The organism is Bradyrhizobium sp. GW821-FHT12B03 (assembly GCF_058807535.1).
In genome coordinates, this window is the sequence record NZ_JBXAQU010000001.1 from 107,417 (window position 1) to 130,651 (window position 23,235).

At 65.0% G+C, this 23,235-nt stretch carries 23 protein-coding genes, 1 tRNA gene and 1 pseudogene; 16 read left to right on the top strand and 9 right to left on the bottom strand.

Translation table 11 applies throughout. The annotated features are described in order from the left end of the window. The first annotated feature begins 46 nt into the window (after window positions 1-46). The 6 genes and pseudogenes from AC1RUR_RS00585 (at window position 47) to AC1RUR_RS00610 (ending at window position 6,971) form a co-directional block, all read left to right on the top strand. On the top strand, window positions 47-907 hold the full coding sequence (locus tag AC1RUR_RS00585) for a MaoC family dehydratase (RefSeq protein ID WP_492840302.1): 861 nt from the start codon (window positions 47-49) through the stop codon (window positions 905-907). A 156-nt stretch (window positions 908-1,063) separates the two neighbouring features. After that, on the top strand, window positions 1,064-1,942 hold the full coding sequence (locus tag AC1RUR_RS00590) for an SDR family oxidoreductase (RefSeq protein WP_492840304.1): 879 nt from the start codon (window positions 1,064-1,066) through the stop codon (window positions 1,940-1,942). A gap of 28 nt (window positions 1,943-1,970) precedes the next feature. Further along, window positions 1,971-2,924 carry a dihydrodipicolinate synthase family protein gene (locus AC1RUR_RS00595; protein ID WP_492840307.1) on the top strand — a complete coding sequence of 318 codons (954 nt, stop codon included), beginning with the start codon at window positions 1,971-1,973 and terminating at the stop codon, window positions 2,922-2,924. 4 nt (window positions 2,925-2,928) lie between these two features. After that, entirely contained in the window at window positions 2,929-3,744 is an 816-nt protein-coding gene (locus AC1RUR_RS00600; protein ID WP_492840309.1) for an NUDIX hydrolase, read from the top strand. A gap of 72 nt (window positions 3,745-3,816) precedes the next feature. Beyond that, window positions 3,817-4,155, top strand: a pseudogene (locus tag AC1RUR_RS00605) (EamA family transporter); the annotation flags it as partial. A 128-nt stretch (window positions 4,156-4,283) separates the two neighbouring features. Continuing rightward, a complete protein-coding gene (locus AC1RUR_RS00610) occupies window positions 4,284-6,971 on the top strand; it encodes a PAS domain S-box protein (protein ID WP_492840311.1) in 2,688 nt (895 codons plus the stop codon). On the opposite strand, the gene AC1RUR_RS00615 is transcribed toward AC1RUR_RS00610, so the two are convergent. After that, complete coding sequence (locus AC1RUR_RS00615) at window positions 6,972-7,325, bottom strand: GrlR family regulatory protein (RefSeq protein ID WP_492841550.1); 354 nt, start codon at window positions 7,323-7,325, stop codon at window positions 6,972-6,974. Window positions 7,326-7,583: 258 nt separating this feature from the next. Between AC1RUR_RS00615 and AC1RUR_RS00620 the strand changes: the two genes are divergently transcribed. Continuing rightward, the gene (locus AC1RUR_RS00620; RefSeq protein WP_492840313.1) at window positions 7,584-8,081 is read left to right on the top strand and encodes a hypothetical protein; all 498 of its coding nucleotides are present in this window, start codon (window positions 7,584-7,586) and stop codon (window positions 8,079-8,081) included. A gap of 57 nt (window positions 8,082-8,138) precedes the next feature. Here AC1RUR_RS00620 and AC1RUR_RS00625 read toward each other — a convergent pair whose 3' ends face one another. Next, entirely contained in the window at window positions 8,139-8,525 is a 387-nt protein-coding gene (locus AC1RUR_RS00625; RefSeq protein WP_492840315.1) for a VOC family protein, read from the bottom strand. Between the two features lie 182 nt (window positions 8,526-8,707). Here AC1RUR_RS00625 and AC1RUR_RS00630 point away from each other — a divergent pair, with 182 nt between their 5' ends. The 3 genes from AC1RUR_RS00630 (at window position 8,708) to AC1RUR_RS00640 (ending at window position 10,216) form a co-directional block, all read left to right on the top strand. Beyond that, the gene (locus AC1RUR_RS00630) at window positions 8,708-9,280 is read left to right on the top strand and encodes a hypothetical protein (protein WP_492840317.1); all 573 of its coding nucleotides are present in this window, start codon (window positions 8,708-8,710) and stop codon (window positions 9,278-9,280) included. 161 nt (window positions 9,281-9,441) lie between these two features. After that, entirely contained in the window at window positions 9,442-9,987 is a 546-nt protein-coding gene (locus tag AC1RUR_RS00635) for a hypothetical protein (protein WP_492840319.1), read from the top strand. Window positions 9,988-10,139: 152 nt separating this feature from the next. After that, window positions 10,140-10,216 (top strand) — tRNA-Arg (locus tag AC1RUR_RS00640). A 66-nt stretch (window positions 10,217-10,282) separates the two neighbouring features. On the opposite strand, the gene AC1RUR_RS00645 is transcribed toward AC1RUR_RS00640, so the two are convergent. Next, complete coding sequence (locus tag AC1RUR_RS00645; RefSeq protein WP_492840321.1) at window positions 10,283-11,245, bottom strand: AraC family transcriptional regulator; 963 nt, start codon at window positions 11,243-11,245, stop codon at window positions 10,283-10,285. A gap of 452 nt (window positions 11,246-11,697) precedes the next feature. Continuing rightward, window positions 11,698-11,973, bottom strand: a complete 276-nt coding sequence (locus AC1RUR_RS00650; protein WP_492840322.1) for a hypothetical protein — start codon at window positions 11,971-11,973, stop codon at window positions 11,698-11,700. A 287-nt stretch (window positions 11,974-12,260) separates the two neighbouring features. Here AC1RUR_RS00650 and AC1RUR_RS00655 point away from each other — a divergent pair, with 287 nt between their 5' ends. Continuing rightward, on the top strand, window positions 12,261-12,722 hold the full coding sequence (locus AC1RUR_RS00655; protein WP_492840324.1) for a host attachment protein: 462 nt from the start codon (window positions 12,261-12,263) through the stop codon (window positions 12,720-12,722). A 30-nt stretch (window positions 12,723-12,752) separates the two neighbouring features. On the opposite strand, the gene AC1RUR_RS00660 is transcribed toward AC1RUR_RS00655, so the two are convergent. After that, window positions 12,753-13,016, bottom strand: a complete 264-nt coding sequence (locus AC1RUR_RS00660; protein WP_492840326.1) for a hypothetical protein — start codon at window positions 13,014-13,016, stop codon at window positions 12,753-12,755. Between the two features lie 291 nt (window positions 13,017-13,307). Between AC1RUR_RS00660 and AC1RUR_RS00665 the strand changes: the two genes are divergently transcribed. The 3 genes from AC1RUR_RS00665 (at window position 13,308) to AC1RUR_RS00675 (ending at window position 15,565) form a co-directional block, all read left to right on the top strand. Next, window positions 13,308-13,754: a hypothetical protein gene (locus tag AC1RUR_RS00665; RefSeq protein WP_271575809.1), complete on the top strand. Its 447-nt coding sequence runs from the start codon at window positions 13,308-13,310 to the stop codon at window positions 13,752-13,754. Window positions 13,755-13,851: 97 nt separating this feature from the next. Continuing rightward, a complete protein-coding gene (locus tag AC1RUR_RS00670) occupies window positions 13,852-14,724 on the top strand; it encodes a DMT family transporter (RefSeq protein ID WP_492840328.1) in 873 nt (290 codons plus the stop codon). A gap of 94 nt (window positions 14,725-14,818) precedes the next feature. After that, on the top strand, window positions 14,819-15,565 hold the full coding sequence (locus AC1RUR_RS00675; RefSeq protein WP_492840330.1) for a hypothetical protein: 747 nt from the start codon (window positions 14,819-14,821) through the stop codon (window positions 15,563-15,565). A gap of 53 nt (window positions 15,566-15,618) precedes the next feature. On the opposite strand, the gene AC1RUR_RS00680 is transcribed toward AC1RUR_RS00675, so the two are convergent. After that, window positions 15,619-15,912, bottom strand: coding sequence for a histone (locus tag AC1RUR_RS00680; protein WP_492840332.1), 294 nt, complete (start codon window positions 15,910-15,912; stop codon window positions 15,619-15,621). Between the two features lie 66 nt (window positions 15,913-15,978). Next, complete coding sequence (locus AC1RUR_RS00685; protein ID WP_492841552.1) at window positions 15,979-17,424, bottom strand: cryptochrome/photolyase family protein; 1,446 nt, start codon at window positions 17,422-17,424, stop codon at window positions 15,979-15,981. Window positions 17,425-17,532: 108 nt separating this feature from the next. On the opposite strand from AC1RUR_RS00685, the gene AC1RUR_RS00690 reads away from it, so the two are divergent. Beyond that, on the top strand, window positions 17,533-19,263 hold the full coding sequence (locus tag AC1RUR_RS00690; RefSeq protein WP_492840334.1) for a methyl-accepting chemotaxis protein: 1,731 nt from the start codon (window positions 17,533-17,535) through the stop codon (window positions 19,261-19,263). A 58-nt stretch (window positions 19,264-19,321) separates the two neighbouring features. On the opposite strand, the gene AC1RUR_RS00695 is transcribed toward AC1RUR_RS00690, so the two are convergent. Further along, a complete protein-coding gene (locus AC1RUR_RS00695) occupies window positions 19,322-19,981 on the bottom strand; it encodes a peroxiredoxin (RefSeq protein WP_492840336.1) in 660 nt (219 codons plus the stop codon). A gap of 392 nt (window positions 19,982-20,373) precedes the next feature. On the opposite strand from AC1RUR_RS00695, the gene AC1RUR_RS00700 reads away from it, so the two are divergent. Beyond that, window positions 20,374-20,946, top strand: coding sequence for a hypothetical protein (locus tag AC1RUR_RS00700; RefSeq protein ID WP_492840338.1), 573 nt, complete (start codon window positions 20,374-20,376; stop codon window positions 20,944-20,946). A gap of 41 nt (window positions 20,947-20,987) precedes the next feature. On the opposite strand, the gene AC1RUR_RS00705 is transcribed toward AC1RUR_RS00700, so the two are convergent. After that, entirely contained in the window at window positions 20,988-22,841 is a 1,854-nt protein-coding gene (locus tag AC1RUR_RS00705; protein ID WP_492840340.1) for an alkaline phosphatase family protein, read from the bottom strand. Window positions 22,842-23,235: the final 394 nt, after the last annotated feature.

The window sequence follows — 23,235 nt, forward strand, 5'->3', positions numbered from 1 at the left end:
GGGCGCCGCTGCTCGCTGAGACGAATGCCGGGAGGAAACAAACAAAATGTCCGCCAGATACGAAGAACTCAAGGGCCTGAAAAACATTGGCCAGAAATACGCCTATGGCGATCGCGAGGTGATGCTCTACGCCTACGGCATCGGCCTCGGCGCCGATCCCATGGACGAGAACGAGCTCGCCTTCGTCAACGAGGGCACCCTGACGCCGCGGCCGCTGAAAGTGGTGCCGACCTTTGCGTCCGTTGCGGCGTGGGGCTCGGGGCCTGGCGAGATGAATCTCAACCGTGTGATGGTGGTCGACGGCGAGCGCGACATCACCTTCCACCGGCCGCTGCCGGTCGCAGCCAACATCACCGCCGATTCCTCGGTGCTCGAGGTCTACGACAAGGGCAAGGACAAGGGCGTCGTGATCAGCCACCAGACCGTGCTGAAGAACGAGATGGGCGAGAAGCTGGCAACGCTGGTCGCTTCGCGCTTTGCCCGCGGCGACGGCGGCTTTGGCGGGCCGAACCTGACCCAGCCCGATCCGCACAAGATCCCCACGCGCAGTCCCGACAAGACCATCGACATCGTCACGCGCCCCGACCAGGCGCTGGTCTATCGCCTCTGCGGTGACCGCAACCCGCTGCACAGCGATCCCGAGTTTGCGAAGAAAGCCGGCTTCCCGCGTCCGATCCTTCACGGCATGTGCACCTACGGCATCACCTGCCGCGGCGTGCTCCAGACCTATGCCGATTATGATGCGAGCGCCTTCCGCCAGCACGTCGCGCGGTTCTCCTCGCCGGTCTATCCCGGCGAGACCGTGACCATGGACCTCTGGAAGGACGGCAACGTGATCTCGTTCGAAGCCAAGGTGAAGTCGCGCGGCGTGACCGTGATCAAGAATGGGAAGACGGTGCTGGGTTAGGGCGGGCCGCCTGCGCTGCTCTGAGTTATTTTCGTCATGCCCGGGCTTGTCCCGGGCATCCACGTTCTTTCGTTGTAGTCGGTGACCAAGTTCGTGGATGGCCGGGACAAGCCCGGCCATGACGGAGCAAGAAACAAAAACCAGGGAGAAGCCACCATGGGACTGCTCGACGGCAAGGTTGCGCTGATCACCGGCGCGGGCGGCGGGCTCGGTGAGGCCTACGCAAGACTGTTCGCGCGCGAAGGGGCCTCGGTCGTCGTCAACGATCTCGGCGGCCCACGCGACGGCTCCGGCGCCGACAAGTCCATGGCGCAGCAGGTCGTGGACGCGATCAAGGCCGAGGGCGGCAAGGCGGTCGCCAACGGCGCCGACATCTCCACCATGGAAGGCGGCCAGTCGGTGTTCGACGACGCCATCAAGCACTTTGGTCGCGCCGACATCCTGGTCAACAATGCCGGCATCTTGCGCGACCAGACCTTCGCCAAGGCCTCCGAGGCCGACTGGGACAAGGTCATCAAGGTGCATCTGAAGGGTACCTTTTGTTGCACCATGCCGGTGTTTCGCTGGATGCGGGAAAACGGCGGCGGCGTCATCGTCAACACCTCCTCGACATCAGGGCTGATCGGCAATTTCGGCCAGACCAATTACGGCGCGGCCAAGGGCGGCATCTGGGGCCTGTCCAACGTGCTCGCGATCGAGGGCCGCAAGTACAACATCCGGATCTGGACGCTGGCCCCGGGTGCCTTGACCCGCATGACCGCAGACCTGCCCCGCTATAAGGAGAACCCCTCGGCGGCCCTGGGGCCGGACGGCATCGCGCCGGCCGTGCTATACATGGTCAGCGACTTGTCGGGCGACCAGACCGGCAAGGTGCTGGGCGTGTCCGGGCCCCGCGGCGTGCGCGAGATGCGGATGATGGAAATGGACGGCTGGAAACCGCCGCACACGGGCTGGAAGGCCCAGGACATCGCCGATCATGCCAAGGAGATCTTCTTCTCCGAGGAGCAGATCAAGATGGGTGCGCGGAGGTTTTAGCCATCGACAGAGAGAAACAAGGAAGACGATGAAACTGACCGCCGACGCCAAGGGCACCTTCGCAATCGCGCCGACGCCGTTCCATGATGACGGCCGGATCGACGAGCGCTCGATCGACCGTCTGACCGATTTCTACGAGGAGGTCGGCTGCGACGGCGTCACGGTGCTGGGCATCCTTGGTGAGGCGCCGAAGCTCGATGCCGCCGAGGCCGAGCAGGTGGCGGTTCGCTTCGTCAAGCGCGCCAAGAAGATGCAGGTGATCGTCGGCGTCTCAGCGCCGGGCTTTGCCACCATGCGTTCGCTGGCGAAGGCCTCGATGGACGCAGGTGCCGCCGGCGTGATGATCGCGCCGCCGCCCTCGCTGCGCACCGACGACCAGATCATCGGCTATTTCAAGCAGGCGGCCGAGGCGATCGGCCCGGATGTTCCGTGGGTGCTCCAGGACTATCCTCTGACCTTGCAGGTGGTGTTCACGCCGGCCGTGATCCGCAAGATCGTCACGGACAATTCGAACTGCGTGATGCTCAAGCACGAGGACTGGCCGGGCCTCGAGAAGATCACGACCCTGCGCGGCTTCCAGAAGGACGGCTCGCTGCGTCCGCTCTCGATCCTCTGCGGCAATGGCGGCACGTTCCTGGACTTCGAGATGGAGCGCGGCGCCGACGGCGCCATGACCGGCTACGCCTTCCCCGAGTTGTTGATCGACGTCGTGAACCTCTCCAAGGCCGGCAAGCGCGATGCCGCGCATGATCTGTTCGACGCGCATCTGCCGCTGATCCGTTACGAACAGCAGCCGGGCGCCGGCCTTGCCGTGCGCAAATGGGTGCTCCAGAAGCGCGGCATCATCGCCTCCAGCGCGCAGCGCAAGCCCGGTGCGACGATCACGGCGACAGCGAAGGCGGAGGTCGAGTATCTGCTGTCGCGTGTTGCTCGCGTCGACAAGCGCGCCAATCTTGGCCCGCAATCCAGCGCCGCAGGTTAGTTGCATGGCCGAGACATCAGCATCACGCCCGGCGTCGACAATCCTCCTGCTCCGTGACGGCGCAAAGGTCGACGGCAAGAGCCGCGACGAAGTCGAAGTCTTCATGATGGTCCGCCATCATCAGATCGAGTTCAACTCGGGCGCGCTGGTGTTTCCCGGTGGCAGTGTCGATGCCGGCGACAAGGAGATTGTCGTCCGGTCCGACCTCTATTCGGGCGGCGAGGGCTTGAGTGAATCGGATCGCGGTTTTCGTATCGCCGCGATCCGTGAGACCTTTGAGGAGAGCGGCATCCTGCTGGCGCGCGTGAAGGGCTCGGGCACGCCTGTTGATGCCAAGCGCGCCGGCGAGCTCGCCGACAAGCATCGCGTCCCACTCAACGAGCACAAGATCAGCTTCCTCAGCATCCTCGCCGACAACGGCCTCCAGCTCGCGCTCGACACGCTCGTGCCCTACGCGCACTGGATCACGCCGGAGGGCATGCCGAAGCGGTTCGACACCTGGTTCTTCCTGGCCGCGGCGCCCCCGGACCAACTCGGCGCGCATGACGGCCGCGAATCCACCGATTCGATCTGGGTGTCGCCCCGCGAGGCGGTGGAGGGCGGCGAGAGTGGCCGCTTCAAGCTGCCGTTCCCGACCACGCGCAATCTGATCCGGCTCGCCAAGCAGGACAGCGTGAGCGCCGCGCTGGAGCATGCCCGCGGCATGTCCATCGTCACGGTGATGCCCGTCATGACCAAGACCGAAACCGGCCGCCAGCTCCGCATCCCCCGCGAGGCGGGCTATGACGGCGAGGTGTTCGAGGTCGGCGCGGTCGGCTGATATACTTCGACAAGCAACGAAGTATTGGCTGCTGCGGACGCGCTAGGTTCCGTCCATCGCGAATGGACGGGACTGCTTGCCGGCGCGGCGGCCCTGATCCCGGCCTCGCTGATCGTCGGGCAGCCCTGGACGCTGTCACCGTCGCTGGCTTCCGTGCTGGCGCTGCTCGCGCTCGCGGTGTTCTCGACCGCGGCGGCGTTCGCGATCTATTTCCGCCTGATCCAGACCCTGGGCTCGGTCGGCACCACCGCGCAGGCTTATCTGCGCGTGCCGATCGGGGTCGCCATCAGCGTTACCTTCCTCGGCGAGACCTTGAGCCGGACTGCCTGTGTCGGGCTCGCCTGCGTCGTGCTCGGCGTCGCCGCCATGACGATCCAGGCCCGGCGGGGGGCAAGCGTCAAAACGTCATAGAGCCGGCGAGGAGGGCGGGTCGAGAACCACGACATTAAGGATATTCCGGGGCGCGAGGCATGTTCCCCCGGGCGTGCAATACGTCGTATATTGGGCTTCCAATAGATAGCCCGGTCCTCAACGCACCAATGTCCGCCGAATTGACGCCGCCCCCCGAGAAAAAGCGAATCTTCTCGCTGTCCATCGGCCAGTTGACGTTCGGAAGCTTCATCCTGGTGCTGGCGGTGATCATCGTCACCTCGGCCGCGAGCGTGATCGCGATCCGGCACATCGACACGACCTTCGCCGAGTTGCAGCGGCTCCAGAGCGTCGGCGACCTTGCCGAGGACATCGACCGCCGCATGAACGAGCTGCGCCTTGCCGCCCGCGACTTCGTCACCGACCCCGGCGCCGGCATCCAGTTCAAGCAGGTGGGCGAGGCGGCCTCGACGCTTAGCGACATCCTGAAGAAGACCCGCATCGAGCTTGCGCCCGAGCAGCAGGACATGATCGACGGGGTCACCGAGCGGCTTGCGACCTATCGCAATGGCCTGGAGCGAATCTCCACCCTGATCGACCGTCGCGCCCAGCTGCTCGCCGGATTGCCGCCGCTGCGCGACCAGTTCGACGCGGCCGTCTCCGGCACCGCGGACCGCGAGCTCGCCTCACGGCTGTCCGAGGCACAGAGCCGGATCGCGCTCGGGCTGCTCGCGCGCAATCCCTCCGCGGCCGAGCAGGCCGCGCAGAACATGCGGACGATGGACTTCCCCGACGCCAAGCTCAGGACGGCCGTGAATGATTACGCCGAGGCGATCATGGCGGTCGCCGTCCGGGAGCGACAGATCGCCGACATCGACCGCGAGGTGCTGGGAACCGAGGGCCGCCTGATCGGCCGCGTCACCGAATTGCTGCGTGAGGTCAGCGCCAGGCGCGGCCATGTGCTGTCGCGCGATTTTGCCCGCACGCTGACGGAGGCGCGGTGGCAGAGCATCGTGCTCGGCAGCATCGGCGTGCTGATCGGCATCCTGGCGGCCGGCTTCGTGGTGCGGCGGACGGTGCGTCCGCTGGCCCAGATCGCGCGCTCGATTCGCGCGCTTGCCGCCGGCCAGAAGGACACCTCGATCCCGTCCGCGGATCTCGACAACGAGATCGGCGACATCGCACGTGCCGCCGAAGTGTTCCGCCGCGCGCTGGAGGAGGCCGACACAGCGCGTGAGGCAGCGGTGCGCGCGCTCACCGAGCAGCGCCTCGCCGAAGAGAGCTACCGGAAACTGTTCGAGGGCTCGGTCGACGGCATCTACGTGACGACGCCGGCCGGCGACCTCCTCAACGCCAACCCGGCGCTGGCGCGGATGATGGGCTATGACAGCCCGCAGCACCTCATCGACAGCATCAACGACATCGCCCACACGATCTACGTCCATCCCGAGGCGCGCGACGAATATCAGCGGCTGATGTCGCGCGACGGCATGGTGCGCGAGTTCGAATACCAGGTGCGCCAGCGCAGCGGCGATATCCTGTGGCTCTCCGACAGCGCCACGGGCGTGCGGGACGAGCAGGGCAATATCGTCCGCTACGAGGGCACGCTGCGCGACATCACCGACCAGAAGCGGGCGGAAGACGCCATCGCCGAAGGCCGGCGCCTGCTCCAGCAGGTCATCGACACCGTGCCCGCGGTCATCAACGTCAAGGACCGCGACCTGCGCTACGTGCTGATGAACCGCTACATGGCCGGCATCTTCGGCATCGAGCCCGGCGATGCGCTGGGCCGCACCACCGCGGATCTGATGTCGCGCTACGGCGCGGCCAAGACCGACGAGAACGACAAGCGGGTGCTGAAGCTGCGCAAGGGGCTCGGCTTCTACGAGGAGGAGTACAAGGATAGCTCCGGCAACATGCGGCAATGGCTGGTCAACAAGCTGCCGCTGCTCGATGCCGAGGGCGAGATCGAGCGGATCGTCACCGTGGCGCTCGACATCGGCGAGCGCAAGCGCGGTGAGCAGGAGATGCGGAAGGCCAAGGAATCGGCGGAGACTGCGCTGCGCAATCTGCGCGAGACCCAGGCCTCGCTGATCGAGGCGGAGAAGCTCGCAGCGCTTGGACGGCTGGTCGCGGGCGTCGCGCATGAGGTCAACAACCCCGTCGGCATCAGCCTCACGGTCGCTTCTGCGCTGGAGCGCAAGACCGCGATGTTCACGTCAGAGGTCGAGCGCGGCGAGCTCCGCCGCTCCACGCTCAACGACTTCCTCAACACCAGCCGCGACGCGTCCTCGCAGCTCGTCTCCAATCTCAACCGCGCCGCCGAGCTGATCCAGTCGTTCAAGCAGGTCGCGGCCGACCGCAACTATTCGGACCAGCGCAGTTTCGATCTCGGCGACCTCACCGAGCAGGTGGTGATGAGCCTGCGGCCGGGCCTGCGCAAACACAATCTGACGCTCAATGTCGATTGCCAGCCCAGCCTGACCATGAACAGCTACCCCGGCCCGTACGGGCAGGTGCTGACCAATTTGTTTCTCAATTCGGTGGCGCATGCCTTTCCCGACGGGCGCCCGGGGATCATCGACATCCAGGTGCGCGAGTCCGGCAAGGACAATGTCGAGATCATCTTCTCCGACAACGGCTGCGGCATGTCGCTCGACGTCCGCCGCCGTGCCTTCGATCCGTTCTTCACCACGCGGCGGGACCAGGGCGGCACCGGCCTCGGGCTGCACATCGTCTACAGCATCGTCACCAACCGACTCGGCGGCCGGCTCGATCTTGATTCCGAGCCGGGCAGCGGCACGCGCATCCAGATCATCCTGCCGCGCACCGCGCCGCTCGAGCAGGCCGCGGAATAGCTAATCCACCTCGGCGAGCTTGTGCAGAGTGGCGCCGAAAATCAGGCTGGCCTTGCCGACGAGCGCCGTTCCGGTCATCTCCGCGCGCGTGTCCGTGTAGGTCCCGCTGACACCGATGCCGACCGGCGCCGGTCCGCCGAACAGCGGATTGTCGTCGCCTCGCGGTGAGGTGTGCCGCTGCACCAGCACCTCGCCCTTGAAGGAGTGGTCATCCTTCACCACGTAGCTGCCGGTGTAATAGAGGTAGGCATCGCCGCCAAGGATCTTGCCGTCGCGGAAAAGAATCACGCCGCTGCCCTTGCCGACTCGACCATCGAGCAGGTTCACGTGGATCGAATAGAGGCCGTTCTTCATAACGTCCCGCAGGCCGGCCGCCATCGCCCAATGGCGTAACCGGTAGAGCTTTTATGCCAAAGCGTATCCCCTCGCGCAACGCGGCAGTTTGCCGGCCGGCAAGCTGTCCCGTGGCGCGGACCGTAATTATCCCGACTTGTCTATGACGCGGTTATGACGGTCTCATCATGAGGCGAGGCCAGTCGTTGCGAATCAAGTTGGCCCGCGAAATGCATAACCATTGTTGCACTGGCCGCGGGGTGCTGGAGCAAGACAAACGTGAGCAACTGGATCGATTCCGGCGGCGATCAGCCGCATCTGTACAGTGCGCGTGCCACGAATTGCAAAAACGAACGACGGCGGATTGGCAGCGCGACACGCTGGCGAAGCGTGACGAGACTGGCATGCGCCACGGCCCTGATCGCGCTCGCAGCCCCCTTCGGGCACGCCCGCGACCGCGGCCAGTTCGTCAACACCAATGCCGACTTGAAGGCCTGGTTCGACGGACTGCGAAGCGGCAAGGGGCCATGCTGCTCCGATGCCGACGGCTCCGCGCTCTCGGACACCGACTGGGATAGCAAGGACGGGCGCTATCGTGTCCGCGTCCCGCGCTATGGCTACGCGCTCGAGGGCCAAAAGCAGGAACTCGTCTGGGTCGACGTGCCCGACGAGGCCGTAATCTCGGAGCCGAACCGGGTCGGGCGTACCATGGTGTGGCCGATCTACGGCTATATGGGCGTCACCATCCGCTGCTTCATGCCCGGCAGCATGACTTAGCTGCGTCAGGCGGCACGTCGCTAGGTCTTGCTGATGGCGGATGCGGTGCGCGCCGCGTCAGGTGTATTTCTTGTCGCGCTCGAGCAGCTCGATGGAAATGCCTTCGGGGCCTCGGATGAAGCAGATGCGCACGCCGGGCCGGATCGTCGTCGGCTCGCGCGTGAACGCGACGCCCTTGGCCTTGATCTCGGCGGCCACCGCGTCGATGTCCTTTACCGTGAGTCCGAAATGGTCGAGGCCCTGGTGCGGATGCGGCGGGGGCGGGCTGACGGCGTTGTCGCCCTCGAGCGGTGCGATGAAGATCCTGGCGCCGCCGAGGTTCACGTCGATCCGTCCGGGCGCACGCACGATCTCGCCGCCGAGGATGTCCCGCAGCCAGGCCGCCGTGGCCTCCGGATCGGGGCTGCGCAGATGGACGTGATCCCAGGTGACAGCGATTGGCATTTCATGTTCTCCCAACGGGGGCTTTCGATATTGCGGCGCATGTTAGCGGTCCGGGGCGGTGATCGCCACCGTCCTTGCCGACTCGCTTGAAGCGCGGGAACCTTAGTTCGTCTCCCGGATTAAGGTAAGCAGTGGCCGGGTCCGTCGTCGGACCTGTTGCGGCCACCATCGGTGATACAGCCATGAGCGCAGGGCTTGAGCGGGTCGGGACGGAGAGCTTCGCCGGCATCGGCGAGCGTCTGGCGCGGGTCGTGAGGGTTGCGAGCGTCTCGTGTGGCCGAAGCCTGCTGTGGCTGCTGGCCGCCATCATCGTCGGCTGCGGCGTCTGGATGCTGCTCCCGCTCCCCAAAGGTAACAGCGCTGAACCGGTGAAGCCGGAGCTGGCATCCGTCGAGACGGCGCCTTCATCCGATACGGCCGCCGCGGTCACGCCGGCGTCCGAAGCCCAGGCTCTGGCTGCGGCAGAACTCGACCGTCTCAGGATTTCCTCTCAGACCTGGCGCCGCGGCGGTCTTGGCTCGAAGGCGCTGGTGACGTTCACGCTGCGAAATGACAATGACTATGCCGTAAAGGATGTGGCGATCGTTTGCGCGTTCGCCCGGCGCGACGGCAGTCATCTGACCGACCGCAGCCGCGTTCTGGCCGACACGGTCGGCATGAAGAGCCGCAAGACCTTCGCGCGCATCGCTGTCGGCTATGTCAACGTCAATGCCGATCAGGCGAAGTGTTCGCTGGTCGCAGCCCGTCGCGCGTAAGGCGCGGCATTTTCGGGTAGCGGAAAAGTTACCCTTACCGGGCCTTGGCGAAAAAACTTGGCGTTGCCATTTGAACCCAACGGCTGGGTCAGGAACCAATTGAAGTATCGCCTGTTAAGGCGGAGAGCCCACGCGGGGATGCGGGGGGCGGAGCACGGTTAATGCCCATCTTTCGGTATTTCCTTTTTGTCGGTGGAGCCTTGCTCGCACTGCTGTTCGCAGTGAACTTTGTTCTGCCGGCCTCGCCCGTGACACAAGCCGTCGCGACCGCCGGCAATGATCAGCCGTTGATCCGGATCCGATCCGATCGTCACCTGCCTGAGCGTGTCGTGCTCGACACCAGCCGGCCGATGATGGCCGCGCCCGCGGTGAAGACCGCCGCTGTCGTTGCGCCCCAGCCGCCGGTGCAGGATGCCGCCTCGGCGGCGCTCGCCGAGATGTCGGCCAAGGCGCGGGTGCGCGAGACGTTCGCCCAGTTCACGCCGGACCCGAAGGCCGGTGCCGCCGCGTCCAGGAAGATCGACGCCAAGCCGCAGGGGCAGATCCAGCAGGCCCAGGCCCAACCTCCTCAGGCTTCTCCGGCCTTGTCTCAGCCGAAGCGCAAGGTTGCGAGAGCGCATCCGGCGCCGCAGCCCGGGCAGCCTGGCCGGCCGGTGATGCTGGTGGCCCAGCAGCCGCATTTCGGTCTCTTCAACACGACCTGGTGAGAGCCGGCTCTGACCCGCCTCGGTGACGGCGGGAAGGGCTTTTTATTGGCCAGCCTCTCTGCTAATCCGAGCGCGTCCGAACGCCGTCCGGTGTGCTGGCTCGCCAGCAATTGTCCGGCACGTCTCGGTTTCGGCCCAATATTCGGGCCAGGGCGCTCGTAGCTCAGCTGGATAGAGCATCGGATTTCGATTCCGAGGGTCGGGAGTTCGAATCTCTCCGAGCGCGCCACCCCCCGTCGGTGTTCCAGCTCCGTTCCACGGCGATGCCGCGGCCGTGGAAGCGGTTTGGCGGGGATCAGCCTGTCAGGAGACTGGTTTGCCGGCCCCGCGCCAGCGTGTCCGAGGGCGTCTCGTGGAAGGTCGCACGGTAGGCCGCGGCAAACTCGCCCATGTGATGGAAACCCTGGGCGCGCGCGCAGGTGGCGACGGTGACGCCGCCGCCTTTGAGCAGCCGGGTGCGGGTCGCCCACAATCTCTTCAGGCGGATGTACTGGTGCAGGCTCATGCCGCGCACCTTGCTGACTGCGCCGCTGAGCGTCCGGATCGAGACACCGAACTCTCCGGCGAGATCGGCCGTATAGATCGCAGCGGTCGGATAGGCCGCGACGTAATCGTCGATCCGCTGCACGAGCTTGGCCGACCGCCCGCCCTGGACCGAAGTGCTCCGATCCGGGCGCACATCGATCCGAAACAAATCGTCGAGCGCGAGCAGCAGGCCTTCCTCGAGATGGGCGGCGGCCTCGGTGGTCTCGAACAGGAGCGGCTGCACCGACGCGGTTCGCAGGATATCGAGCAGGAGTTGCCGGGCGTGGAGCAGGGCGGGCCGGTTCGCGACGTAGGCCCGCAAATCGTCGGCATGATCGAACCAGCCCCGGTCTCTCAGGCCGGGCGAGAAGATGATCATCGCATGATAATTGGTCTGGGGTTCGACGAAATGGCATTCATCGTTGCCGCGGAGCGCAACGAAGAAGCGCGCGTCGAGATCCACTCCCTTGGAGTTGACCCGAAGGTCGTCGGTCATCGGCAGGACCACCATCCCGCCCGGCATGCGATAAGCGGTGTCGAGGATGCGCGCGAAGGATCTCATCACGACGATGCGGCACGCCGGCAGAGAGACGACGGCGCGGGCGGCCGCGAAGTTCGGGACGTCGAGCGGAATGCTTCTCGCATCCTCCATCGACTCGATCGGCCGAAAGGCATCGACATCGGCAAAGCCGATCAATTGAAGCGCGGTGGACGGGGCGAGGGCGTCGAACATGCGTCTGACCGGCTGCTGCAATGTGACAATCAAATGAACGTCGGTACGTCGCCATCAATGACGAAACATCACGCTTCAGTAAACCGAATTCCGGGCCGTAGTATTGCGGACATCATGCCATGACATCCGTCAGATCATTTTACCGTCAACGTTCCCGGTTCATCGGTTGGCCGGAGGCGAGGTCGATGAAATGGAGGCGCGTGCAGGCCGGACAGGCGAAGGACTCGAAGCTTCGTCCCTCCGGTCTCTGCTGCTTCTCCAGATGCGTCTGCACATTCATGCCCGTCTGGGGGCATCGAAAAACAATCAACTCGGCCATTACCGTAGAATGACGGTACGGCGAACTTTGCTCTTTGATCTAGATCAGTTTTGGATTGGCTCCAGACCGATCAGGCGCGCGTGGGCATCCACGATCTCGCAAAAGCGAAGGGGCCCGAGGGCCCCTTCGAATGTCACCAGCGGCGATAGCCGTAGCCATAATAGCGCGGGCCGTAGTAGCGCGGCCCATAATACCGGGGGCCGTAGTACGGCCGCGGCGGCCCGTAATATCCATAATAGTCCGGGCGCCACCAGCAGCGGCCCCAAGGGTTACAGACCCAGCGGACCTGCTCGACGTCGGAGGCCTGCGGGACCGCCGGGGCAGGCGCGATGGGCATGGCGGACACCGCCGGCGATGCCGCGAGGGCACCGAACAGGAACGCGGCGACGACGCCAATCTTGAGCTTCATGATATCTTCCTCCGCTTACGCGATACAGGATATCGAAGTTGTTCTGATCAAATTGTGGCAGAACCGAAATGTAATGCTGATGAACAAATCTCCTTCCACTCCGCCGCGGGCCTGATCCAGCTCCGGCCGCATCGCGGGACATCGCCACCCTTCTTGATCCTGCGCAATTCGCGCCGGCGACTTCGTCCCTAGTCTTGCCGCCATGGGCAGTCCTTCGCGGAATGCGAAGCGCGTTCGGCCGGTCGTCCGCATCGGTCCGAGGCCCAGTGTTTGTTTGGAGCTGTGCAATGGACAAGATGAGAATCGACAAGGGTGACTGGCTGGTCGTGTGCGACGGGCGCAAGGCGCTCATTCTGGAAAACCTCGGCGACGAGATGTTTCCGAATCTCCACACCAGGGAGGTACACGAGCAGCCCAATCCCGCCACGAGCGCGCAAGGGAGCGATGCGCCGGGCCGATTGCAGGGCGGGGCCGGCGGTGCGCGTAGCTCGGTCGAGCAGACCGATTGGCACGATGAGGCCGAGCGCGCCTTCCTGCGCAGCCTGGCCGGCCGGCTCGACGCCGCGGTCAGCTCGGGCGAGACCTCGGCCCTGACCATGGTGGCCTCACCGCGCGCGCTCGGCATGATCCGCGCCGATTATTCGGACGTCGTGCGCAAGGCGCTTCAGGGCGAGGTCGGCAAGGACCTCGTCAAGCTGCCGGTCTACGAGATCGAGAAGCAATTGCTGCTGTCGGGAGTCGCCAGGTAGGGACGCCCGCAACGGACGCGCCAGCGCCCCTCAGTAGCAGGGGTGCCGGCGGCGGTCCTGGCCGACATAGGCGGCCGCGCTCTGGTAGCAGTGGTTGGTCGAGGGGCCGTCGTAATAGGCGAAGGTGCCAGGGGTGACGCCGGGGCCGTAATTGTGCAGGTAGCTGATCGGGTAGGGCAGCGGGTTGACGTAGGAACGGTGGTACCGGTGATGGCCCCGCGCCTCCGCCAGGCCAGGGACTAGGATTGCGGCCGACAGGGTAGCAACCGCGGCAACAAGCTTCAACTTGCTCATCTCGATTCTCCGGAACCCGTGCGAATAGGTCAGCCGGTTATAGCCATTTCGGGCCGTCAGGACACCCGTCCGGCGGCCGGAAAACGGGGCCAATCCCGCAGATTCCCGGGTGGGTGTGACAGAATTGCCGGAAGTGCGGCCGGACCCTGCCCATTTTTGGCCTTTTCGGGATGCTTAACGAATTCCCCACACAAGTGTGGCCAAAGAGAATTCGGTTAGACTCTTGTTGCCGGCCCTTTGGGGGTCCTTCGCGGCCGGTCCCATTGCTGAAGGCTTTCGTCGTCCGCCGCCATGCGCATCACGCTTTTGAGCCTGCTGTTGCTCTGCCTCGCCGCCGCCACGCCGGCGCGGGCCGAGCTGCATATCACCCGTGACCACGGCGGCTATGTCGAGGAGTACAAGGCCAAATACAAGCGCGTCCGGGAAAAGGGCGAGCGCGTCATCATCGACGGCATCTGCAACTCGGCCTGTACGCTCGTGCTCGGCATCGTCCCGATGAACAAGATCTGCGTGACGCCGCGGGCCAGCCTCGGCTTCCATCAGGCCTATTACGACAAGGCCTTCACCTTCGGCATCAAGGTCACCAGCGCGGAAGGGACGTCCGATCTGATGTCCTACTACCCCGATACGGTGAAGGACTGGATCCGCCGCAATGGCGGGCTCACCACCGACATGAAGAAGATCAAGAACGGCGTCGATCTCTGGAAGATCATCGACCCCTGTCCGGAAGAATGGTGAGCGGCCGAGTCGAACCGCCGCCGTCCGTCGCAGCGCAGCATCGCTCAATCGAAATTCGCATTGCCGCATAGGCCCCCATGGGGCAATGAGGGCGGCAATGAACCATAATCAAGAAGCCCTGACCGCCCGCGCCGCGCCGATCCTGTTCGTGCTGCTCTGGAGCACCGGATTCATCGGCACCAAATACGTCATCAACAATGCCGATCCCTTGACCTATCTCGCCATCCGCATGGCGATCGTGGTCGGCCTGATGGCGATCATCGCAGGCATCGCGCGGCCGAAATGGCCGGACCGAATCGGCATCGCGCACAGCGCGGTTGCCGGCATCCTCGTCCACGGCTTCTATCTCGGCGGCACCGCGATCGCGATCGCGCATTCGATTCCGGCCGGGCTCTCCGCGCTGATTCCAGGCCTGCAGCCGATCCTGACCTCGACCATCGCCAACCGCTGGCTCGGCGAGAAGGTGACGCCGGTGCAATGGGCGGGGCTCGTGCTCGGTCTCGGCGGCGTGGTGCTGATCCTGCACAACCGTCCCATGACCGGCGAAGCCGGGCTCGGCTGGCTTGCCTCGGTGGTCTCGCTGGTCAGTATCACGCTCGGCACGCTCTATCAGCGCCGCTACTGCAACCACATCGACTGGCGCGCCGGCAATTTCGTGCAATATGTTGCCGTCACCATCTTCTTCGCGCTCGGCGCCTTCCTGTTCGAGGATCGCGTGGTGCACTGGACGCGGGAGTTCGCGCTCGCGCTCGGCTGGCTCACCGTGGCGCTCTCGATCGGATCGATCGGGCTGTTGTACTGGCTGATCCGCCACGCCGCGGCGACCTCGGTCGCGAGCCTGTTCTACCTCGTGCCCGCCGTGACCGCGCTGATGGCTTACGCACTGTTCGACGAGAAGCTCGATGCGCTGGCGATTGCCGGCATGGCGATGTGCGCCGCTGCGGTGTTCGTGGTCAACCGGCGCGTCTAGTCAGATGGCCGCAGTGCGGGAACACATCCCTGATGTGCAGGGGGCATCGTGTTAGGCTGAACGTATGTCAGCCTCCCTTTCACACGGTGATTTCATGAAGAAGGCGCGACGCGCACTGCTCGGCAGGTCCCTGAAGCCGGTCCGGATTGCCTGCATCAACTACGCCGAAGAGATGATGAGCGACCGGATGATGGCGAGGCTCACGGCCGCGCTGCAGAAATGCTACGACGAGCATTTCCTGCCCGTCTGGGGCTACCCGGTCGATCTCGACGTCACCCGCAAGCCGAAGCCCACCGACTGGCAGCTGGTCTATTTCGACGATGCCACCCACAAGAACTTCCTCGGGCGGCATGAGCTGACCCATCGGGGGCAGCCGATCTCGAAGATCTTTCTGAAGGCCCTCGGCGAGGACGATCCGGTCAGCCTCGCGGCATCGCACGAGCTGTTCGAGATGGTGCTCGATCCCATGGCCAATCTGTGGGCCGACAAGACCCGGCAAACCCAATATGCCTACGAGGTCTGCGATGCCGTCGAGGAGGAGTCCTTTCTCGTCAGCGGCTTTCCGATGTCGAACTTCGTCTATCCATCCTGGTTCGAACCGTTCGCACATCCCCGCGGCACCAAGTTCGACCATATGGGATCGCTGAAGGAGCCGTTCTCGATGACCGAGGGCGGCTACGTCATCAAGAAGGTCAACGGCAGGAGGGTGATCAAGCAGTTCGGCTCGCCCGAGAAAAGGCGGCGCTTCGCCAAGGAGGACCGGCGCGGCCATCGCAGCGAATTCCGCGATCCGCAAGGCGAGCATCACGCTGGCCGCCGCTCCGCCAGACGGCGAGGGTAGGGGGACTCGCCGGAGCGGTCTCCGGGCAGCGCCCGGAGACCGCCGCGCTGTGATCAGCGCTTGGCCTTCTTGGCCTTCTTTTTCGATTTGGCGGCTTTCTTGCCAGCCTTCTTCGCGGTCTTCTTGGCCGCTTTCTTCGACGACTTCTTGGCAGCCTTCTTCGAGGTCTTCTTGGCAGCCTTCTTGGCTTTCTTCTTCGAAGCCTTCTTCGGCGCTACCTTCTTCGCGACCTTCTTGGCGGCTTTCTTCACCTTCTTGACGGCGGTGACAGCGGCGTCCTTGGTCGCTTCCACGGCGGTGGTGATGGTCTCCATCGCCTGTTCGGTGATCGGCTTCTCGTCGTCCATATCGTCCCCCATTGCTTGCGTGGAGCGCTGACGATACCGGGTTTCAAAATTGTGTCAAAGCAACGCTCAACCTTTGCGGATCTTTGCGTAAGCGGCGAGCGCGCGCTCGCGTCCCCTGGCGTGATCGATGATCGGCTGCGGATAGGTCTTGCCGAGCGTGATGCCGGCGCTCGCCAGCTCGATCGGCGTCGCCTGCCAGGGCTGGTGGATCAGCTTGGCCGGTACGTCCCTCAACTCCGGCACCCAGCGCCGGACATAGGTTCCATCGGGGTCGAACTTCTCGCCCTGCAGCTGCGGATTGAACACGCGGAAGTAGGGCGCAGCGTCGGCGCCGCAGCCGGCGACCCACTGCCAGTTGGCGGGATTGCTGCCGGCATCCGCATCGACCAGCGTGTCCCAGAACCAGGCCTCGCCATCGCGCCAATCGATCAGGAGGTGCTTGACCAGGAAGGACGCCACCACCATCCGCACCCGGTTGTGCATCACGCCGGTGTGCCAGAGCTGGCGCAAGCCGGCATCGACGATGGGATATCCGGTGCGCCCGCGTTGCCAGGCGGAGAGGGCCTTTCCGTCAGGCTGCCAGGGGAAGTCGTCGAAATTGGATTGCAGGTTTGCGGTGGCGAGGTCGGGATGGTCGTGGAGCAGATGGCGGCAGAACTCGCGCCAGCCGAGTTCGCTCAGGAATTTTTCGACGCCGGGCCCGCGCGCGGGATCCTCGGCCGCGGCAAAGCGCGCGGCGTGCCAGACCTGGCGCGGGCTGAGCTCGCCGAACCTCAAATGCGGCGACAGGCCTGAGGTGCCCTCCCGGTCCGGGCGGTCGCGGTCGCCGGCATAGCCGCGCACGGTGTGCTTGAGGAAGTCGCGCAGGCGCGCGCGGGCGGAGGCTTCGCCCGGCGTCCAGCTCTTGCGCAGGCCGCCGGCCCAATCGGGCTTGCCCGGCTCGAGCTTCCAGCTCTCCAGCGTGTCGCTCGCGATCTTTCCGCTCGGGCGCAGCTGCTTCGGTGCGGGCAGGGGCTTTGGCGGATCGCCGAGCGACAGCACGCGCCGCCAGAACGGCGTGAACACCCGGAGGCCCCGGCCTTCCTTGTTGCGGATCGACGAGGGCGGGGCCAGCAGGTCGCCGGGGAAGATTTGCGAATCCACGCCGAGCTTTGCCAGCGCCGCCTCGAGTTGTCGCTCAACCGCCTGATGCGGCGTCTGGGCGATGCCATTCCAGTAGACGGCAACGGCGCCGTTGTCGCGCACCAGGTCGGGGATCACCCTGGCCGCCGGTCCCTCGCGCAGGATCAGCGATGCGCCCCGCGCGGCGATCTCGGCTCCGAGCGCCCGCAAGGACTGTGCCAGCCACCAGCACGCCGCGCCGCCGGGCGCCCGGCCGGTGGTCTCGTCCAGCACGTAGAGGCAGACGATTGGCGCACCGGTCTTGGCGGCGGCGTGGAGGGCCGGATGATCGGACAGACGAAGGTCATCGCGAAACCACACGATGATGGGCGGCGCGCTTGGCGTGGTCAGGCGGATCCTCGTTTACAATTTGGAAAGCATGTCGCGGCGTGAACCGCCGTTAATGGGACCGTAAGTCCACTGCAACATTATGCAGGAATTACGGGGGTAGTTCCATTCATGTCGAACCCATTAACGGCGAAGTTCCTGCCGCAGTTCAAGCTTGGCACCAAGGCCGTCCTGTGCGCCGTGCTGCTGATCGCCGTGAATACGGCGCTCGTGGTCGGCGCCGGCTATTGGTCGCTCACGTCCGCTTTCAATGAGCGTGCGCTGCGCGACATCGAGGTCAATTTGCGCACGCTGGCGCTGGCCTTTGCCGAGACCGTTCCAGAGGCCAAGATCACGGTGAGGGATGGTGCGGTCGTGCGCGCCGAGATCCCCAAGATGCCCGAGTTCAAAGATCACGCCATCGTCGATCGCGCGGTGTCCTATGTCGGGGGCAATGCGACCCTGTTCGTGTTCGACGACGCGAGCGGGCAGTTCGTCCGCCGTTCGACCAATGTGAAGAAAGAAAATGGCGACCGCGCCGTCAGCACCCAGCTCGCCGCCGATCATCCGGCGCAGGCGCTGCTGCGCCGTGGCGAGGCCTACAAGGGCCCCGCCGTGCTGTTCGGCAAGTCCTTCATGACCGCCTATTTCCCCGTCATGGACGCGACCGGCAAGGTCGCCGGCATTCTCTACGTCGGCATTCCGATGGCGCAGTTCGAGAGCATGCTGGCCCACGCCATCGAGAGCATGGCCGCCGCGGCCGGCATCGCCGCGCTGCTGGTCCTGGTCCTCACCATGCTGGTCGTGCGTCGTGTCACCCGGCCGCTCACTTCGGTCACGCGCTCGCTCACGGCGCTTGCGAACGGCCAGAGCGACGTCGCGATCGAATGCGAGGACCGCGCCGACGAGATCGGCGAGATCGCCCGCACGGTCGCGGTGTTCAAGAGCAATTCGCTCGAGCGGGCGCGCTTGCGCAGCGAGCAGGTGGCGGCATCCGCCGCCGCGGCGGAGCAGCGCAAATCCGAGCTGCGCAACTTCGTCGAGGAGTTCCGCGGTAGCGTCAGCGGTATCCTCGACAAGGTGCTGAGCTCCTCCGGCGAGTTCGAGCGCGTGGCGCGGCAATTGACCGATACCGCGCGCACGACCGCCGAACTGTCGGCCCAGTCGGCCGGGGCGTCCGAGGACGCCTCCGAGCACGTGCGTTCGGCGGCGTCAGCCTCCGACGAGCTGAGCCAGTCGATCTCCGAGATTACCCGGAGGGTGCAGGAATCCAACGAGATCTCCGCCGAGGCCGTGCGACAGGCCGAGGCCACCGACCAGCGCATCGCGCAGCTCTCCGAGGCGGGCGCGCGCATCGGCGACGTCGTCAAGCTGATCACCTCGATCGCCGAGCAGACCAACCTCCTGGCGCTGAACGCAACCATCGAGGCCGCGCGCGCCGGCGATGCCGGCCGCGGGTTTGCAGTCGTGGCTCAGGAGGTCAAGACGCTCGCCGGCCAGACCGCCAAGGCGACCGACGAGATCTCGAACCAGATCGCCAGCATGCAGCTCGCCACCGAGGAATCGGTCGCCGCGATCAAGGCCATCAGCCAGACCATCGAGCGCATCAGCGGCATCGCCGGCTCGATCTCGGCTGCGGTCGAGCAGCAGAAGGGCGCGACGCACAACATCGTGGCCAGCGTTCGTGCGGCGGTGTCGGGCACGGCCGATGTCGCCGTCAACGTCCGTCACGCTGCCAAGGGTGCGAGCGAGACCGGCGAGACCTCGAGCCGGATGTTCGCCTCGGCCCAGGCGCTGTCGGGCGAGAGCCTGCATCTGAAGGCCGAGGTCGACGGCTTCCTCGACCGCGTGCACGCGGCCTGAAATCCAACGTCATCATTACCGGGGCGAGGCTGACGCATCGCCCCGGGATGTCAGTGAGTTATTTCGGCTGCGGCACGATCCGGATGTAGGGCTTCGGCTCTTTCCAGCCCTGCGGGTAGATCGTCTTGGCCTCGTCGTTGGAGACCGAGCCCGCGATGATCACGTCCTCGCCCTGCGACCAGTCGGCCGGGGTCGCGACGCGGTGCTTGGCGGTGAGCTGGAGCGAGTCGATGACGCGCAGGATTTCCTGAAAATTCCGGCCCGTGGTCATCGGATAGACCAGCACCAGCTTGATCTTCTTGTCCGGCCCGATGACGAAGACGTTCCGAACAGTCTGGTTGTCGGCGGCGGTGCGGACAAGGGGATCGCCTGAGATGGCAGCCGGCAGCATGCCGTACAGCTTGGAGACGTTGTAGTCGGTATCGGCGATCATCGGGAAGTTCGGCGCAGTACCTTGCGTCTCCTTGATGTCCTCCGACCATTTCGAATGGCGGTCCACCGGATCGACCGAGAGGCCCATCAGCTTGACGCCGCGCTTGTCGAATTCCGGTTTCAGCTTGGCGAGAGCGCCGAGCTCGGTCGTGCAAACCGGCGTGAAATCCTTGGGGTGCGAGAACAGCAGCGCCCAGCTGTTGCCGATCCAGTCGTGGAACTTGATCTTCCCTTCGGTGGTCTCGGCTTCGAAGTCGGGGGCGGTGGCGCCGATCGGAAGTGTCATGGTTCTACCTCATCGCTTTGAATTTACTTAGAAATTCCTGGCTGGCCGTGCGCCCCAGTATAGGGACTTGGCGATCCCAAGTGAACGCCAACTGAACTGCTTCAAGTAAAATGTGAATTCCTCCTCTGAAGGGCTGATTTCCGAGCACGTTTTTGTTACGGGGGCACCTGCGGCGAAACATCTCCACCGGGGCCACACGGTCTCGATTGCCCCGATAAAGCCTTTTATGACCCGCATCACGCTCGCCCGACGCTCTCCGGAACCGAACCGGTCCTCATAGCGACTAATCGGCAACCATTGAGAAAAGTCGCGATCCCCGTATCCAATCATTAACCACCCCTTTACGCCCGCATGAAAATGCTGGTCGATCAGAAGAAATCTGGAAGTGCACTATGTCTGCCGCTGCGCCTAAGTCTGTTGAGTCGCCGTCCCTGGAACCGTCCTGCCGCGATACCGCGGCGCATGCACTCACCATCGTGCGCGACGGCGTGATCACGGGCGAAGGCCCGACCACCAAGGGCCGGGTCCATTTCTCCCGCTCACTCGATGCCGACGACACCGCCTGGTGCGCGCGCATCCTGACCGCCACCGCCGTCAACGACCAGCCGATCAGCCGGGCCGAAGCGGAGGTCCTGTTCGAGATCAACGAGGCCGCAACCGAGCGCACCGATGGCGGCCGGTTCGACGACCTGCTGGCCAAGGCCGTGGCTCACTACGCCGCGAGCGCCTCGGGTCTGAAGGTGCCGCCGCGCAGCGTCGCACTGTCGGCCGACACCGATATCGAGAGCTGGGCGCCGTCCTATGCCTCCAAGGTCAACAGCGAGATGCTGGAGTGGATCGCCGGCCAGATGCGCGGCAAGCGCCACAACAACCGCCGCCTGATGGCAATGGTGGCGACCTTCCTGGGCGCCACCGCGCTGCCTCTGGCGGGCCAATTGCCGAACGTGTTCGACATCGGCATGTAAGAACTCTGCGCCTCTCACGAGGACGCACCTGAACGGCGGGGTTACTTCCCCGCCGTTTTTTGTTTGCCGGCGTCCGGCTCGAGCCCCAGCGTGCGGCCGGGGAAGCCGGCGGCGTCGAAATAGCGTTGGCTGCCGACGCGCTGGAAATTCAGCACGGTCACGAGGCCGCCCTCGGCAGGCTTGGACTTCTGCGTGCCGGCATACGCCTTCGGCACGATGCCGTTGGGCAGGGCCTCCGACATCACGCGGCCGACCAGGCCGCCGTTCTGCGAACCGCGCAGGTCCATGAGCCGGGCAGCCGTCATGCCGACGTCGGCATTGCTGACCGGGATCTCGCTGACATAGCCGGCTTTGAAGTCGGGACCGATGGCGGCCATGAAATTCATGGTGTCGCCGCGGCTGAAGCTGCCATGCATGCCCTGGCCCTGGCGCAGCACGGTGTCGGCGACCTGCACCGAGCAGTTGGTCGGCGCCTCGCCGCAATCGCTGGCATAGGAGCGGAAGTTGACGACGATCGAGGGCGTCGGCGTCGCCGACTTGCCGCGCAGATTGATGCTCGACAGCGGCAGGGTGCCGGGGAAGCGGCCGAGCGAGTCGTCGACGAACAGGCCGGAGACGTAATCCTGCTCGAGCAGGGCCTTGATGGTTTTCGCCGCCAGCTTCTTGTCCTTGTTGGGCAGATAGACCAGGTCGGAGCCGCCATTGGTGGCGACGACGAGATCGGGCTTCTCCGGATCCTTGCCGAGCACGCCGTTGCCGGCCTTGGGATGCTTGTTGCCCTCGATCTTCGCATTCTTGTCGTTGGGATCGAACAGCGGCAGGTCGAGCGCCTTGGCCAGATCGATCGCCAGAAAGCCCATCGGCAGGAAGTCCTTCGGCGTGTCGTCATAGCTGACCTTGGCCGAGGGGCTGGTCTTGCTCTCCTTGGAGATCGTCGAGAAGCCGTGGTCCGCCGACACGATGATGTTGGTCGAGGCGGCGAGCCCGAGCTCGTCGAGCGCCTTGCGGAGCTGGGCGAGGTTGTCGTCGGCGTTCTTGATGCCGGCCATCGAGGTCGGCCCGTTGATGCCGGGCTTGATCTGGTTGAGGCTGTCGCCGGTGTTGTGCTGGCTGCCATCGGGATCGCGCGACCAGAACACCAGCACGAACGGCTTGTTGCGGGCCTTGAACATCGGCAGCACCACCTTGGCGGCGACGTCGGCGAAATAGGCCTGCTGCGCGACGTTGGCGACGGTGGTGCCGGGCGTCCTGGCATCGCCGGCCTTGCTGTTGTCGCCACGCGGCGGCGTCGCGAGGGGCAGGCCGGCCTTGGTCAGCGCCGCCTTCACCTCGTCCGAGAGCGCCACGCCGTTCTTGCCGCCAGTGGAGTCGTCGAACACGACCGAATGCAGGCCGGGCTTTTCGGGCTTGTCGGTATGGTCGAACTGGTAGGTCGGACCGACCTTGCCGATCGCCGCCGTGCTCAGCCCCTTGTCGCGGGCCATCTTCAAAATGGTCTCTTCGTTGAGATAGTCGCCCCTAAAATGCTCGTCGATGTCGCCGAGCACGGCGTCGTTCTCGATGAAGGGGACCACGGTGTCGCCGGCGGGGACCGAGGTGTAGTTGGTCCAGATCGTGTTGGAGAACACGCCGGTGTCGCCGAGATAATGGCCGGTCGACATCGCCGAGCCGTTGGCCATGGTGAAGGTCGGAAACAGCGAATGCGGATTCCTGAAGTTGACGCCCTTGTCGCGGACCTCGGCCATCGCGGGGGCCGTTTCAGGGGTGACCTTCAGCGCGCGCAGCCCGTCCGGAATGAACAGGATGAGGTTGCGAGGGGTGTTGTTCTGGGCGGAGGCAAGTCCGGTGGACAAGACTGTCAGTCCGGCGGACAGCAACACCAGTGAACGGCGCATCAAAGTCTCTCCCTGCGGTGAGGCGGCATGGCCGCAATCGCGGCCCCGCCTTCGTTTAGTTTTGCTGTGTGACGGTTTTGTTACAAGAGGGGCGAGGCATGCAAGAGGGCTGGGGGGAGGGTGACGCCGCTGTGACAGTATCCATCCCGTCATCCTGAGGTGCGAGGCTTATGATGCGAATGCATCGCAAGCCGAGCCTCGAAGGATGAACGTTCGAGATGCAGCCGGGCCGTCGCCCTTCGAGGCTCTCCACGCGACGCAGTGCGTCGCATGGTTCGCGCCTCCAGCGACAACCGCTTCGCGGTTGCGCGGGGGTGGCGGTCTGAGATGGTGCTTGCGGCAGCATTCGGTCTTCGGCTTCTGAGCGGCAGACACACCTTCGCATCCTCGCGGC

Excerpts from the sequence above, each read along its gene's own strand:
- AC1RUR_RS00670 (WP_492840328.1), top strand. The coding sequence starts at position 13,852 with ATGAACCATAATCAAGAAGCCCTGACCGCCCGCGCCGCGCCGATCCTG.
- AC1RUR_RS00635 (WP_492840319.1), top strand. The coding sequence starts at position 9,442 with ATGCCCATCTTTCGGTATTTCCTTTTTGTCGGTGGAGCCTTGCTCGCA.
- AC1RUR_RS00590 (WP_492840304.1), top strand. The coding sequence starts at position 1,064 with ATGGGACTGCTCGACGGCAAGGTTGCGCTGATCACCGGCGCGGGCGGC.
- AC1RUR_RS00660 (WP_492840326.1), bottom strand. The coding sequence starts at position 13,016 with ATGAGCAAGTTGAAGCTTGTTGCCGCGGTTGCTACCCTGTCGGCCGCA.
- AC1RUR_RS00680 (WP_492840332.1), bottom strand. The coding sequence starts at position 15,912 with ATGGACGACGAGAAGCCGATCACCGAACAGGCGATGGAGACCATCACC.
- AC1RUR_RS00585 (WP_492840302.1), top strand. The coding sequence starts at position 47 with ATGTCCGCCAGATACGAAGAACTCAAGGGCCTGAAAAACATTGGCCAG.
- AC1RUR_RS00630 (WP_492840317.1), top strand. The coding sequence starts at position 8,708 with ATGAGCGCAGGGCTTGAGCGGGTCGGGACGGAGAGCTTCGCCGGCATC.
- AC1RUR_RS00645 (WP_492840321.1), bottom strand. The coding sequence starts at position 11,245 with ATGTTCGACGCCCTCGCCCCGTCCACCGCGCTTCAATTGATCGGCTTT.
- AC1RUR_RS00625 (WP_492840315.1), bottom strand. The coding sequence starts at position 8,525 with ATGCCAATCGCTGTCACCTGGGATCACGTCCATCTGCGCAGCCCCGAT.
- AC1RUR_RS00690 (WP_492840334.1), top strand. The coding sequence starts at position 17,533 with ATGTCGAACCCATTAACGGCGAAGTTCCTGCCGCAGTTCAAGCTTGGC.
- AC1RUR_RS00595 (WP_492840307.1), top strand. The coding sequence starts at position 1,971 with ATGAAACTGACCGCCGACGCCAAGGGCACCTTCGCAATCGCGCCGACG.
- AC1RUR_RS00655 (WP_492840324.1), top strand. The coding sequence starts at position 12,261 with ATGGACAAGATGAGAATCGACAAGGGTGACTGGCTGGTCGTGTGCGAC.
- AC1RUR_RS00675 (WP_492840330.1), top strand. The coding sequence starts at position 14,819 with ATGAAGAAGGCGCGACGCGCACTGCTCGGCAGGTCCCTGAAGCCGGTC.
- AC1RUR_RS00615 (WP_492841550.1), bottom strand. The coding sequence starts at position 7,325 with ATGAAGAACGGCCTCTATTCGATCCACGTGAACCTGCTCGATGGTCGA.
- AC1RUR_RS00650 (WP_492840322.1), bottom strand. The coding sequence starts at position 11,973 with ATGAAGCTCAAGATTGGCGTCGTCGCCGCGTTCCTGTTCGGTGCCCTC.
- AC1RUR_RS00600 (WP_492840309.1), top strand. The coding sequence starts at position 2,929 with ATGGCCGAGACATCAGCATCACGCCCGGCGTCGACAATCCTCCTGCTC.
- AC1RUR_RS00695 (WP_492840336.1), bottom strand. The coding sequence starts at position 19,981 with ATGACACTTCCGATCGGCGCCACCGCCCCCGACTTCGAAGCCGAGACC.
- AC1RUR_RS00665 (WP_271575809.1), top strand. The coding sequence starts at position 13,308 with ATGCGCATCACGCTTTTGAGCCTGCTGTTGCTCTGCCTCGCCGCCGCC.
- AC1RUR_RS00705 (WP_492840340.1), bottom strand. The coding sequence starts at position 22,841 with ATGCGCCGTTCACTGGTGTTGCTGTCCGCCGGACTGACAGTCTTGTCC.
- AC1RUR_RS00700 (WP_492840338.1), top strand. The coding sequence starts at position 20,374 with ATGTCTGCCGCTGCGCCTAAGTCTGTTGAGTCGCCGTCCCTGGAACCG.
- AC1RUR_RS00610 (WP_492840311.1), top strand. The coding sequence starts at position 4,284 with ATGTCCGCCGAATTGACGCCGCCCCCCGAGAAAAAGCGAATCTTCTCG.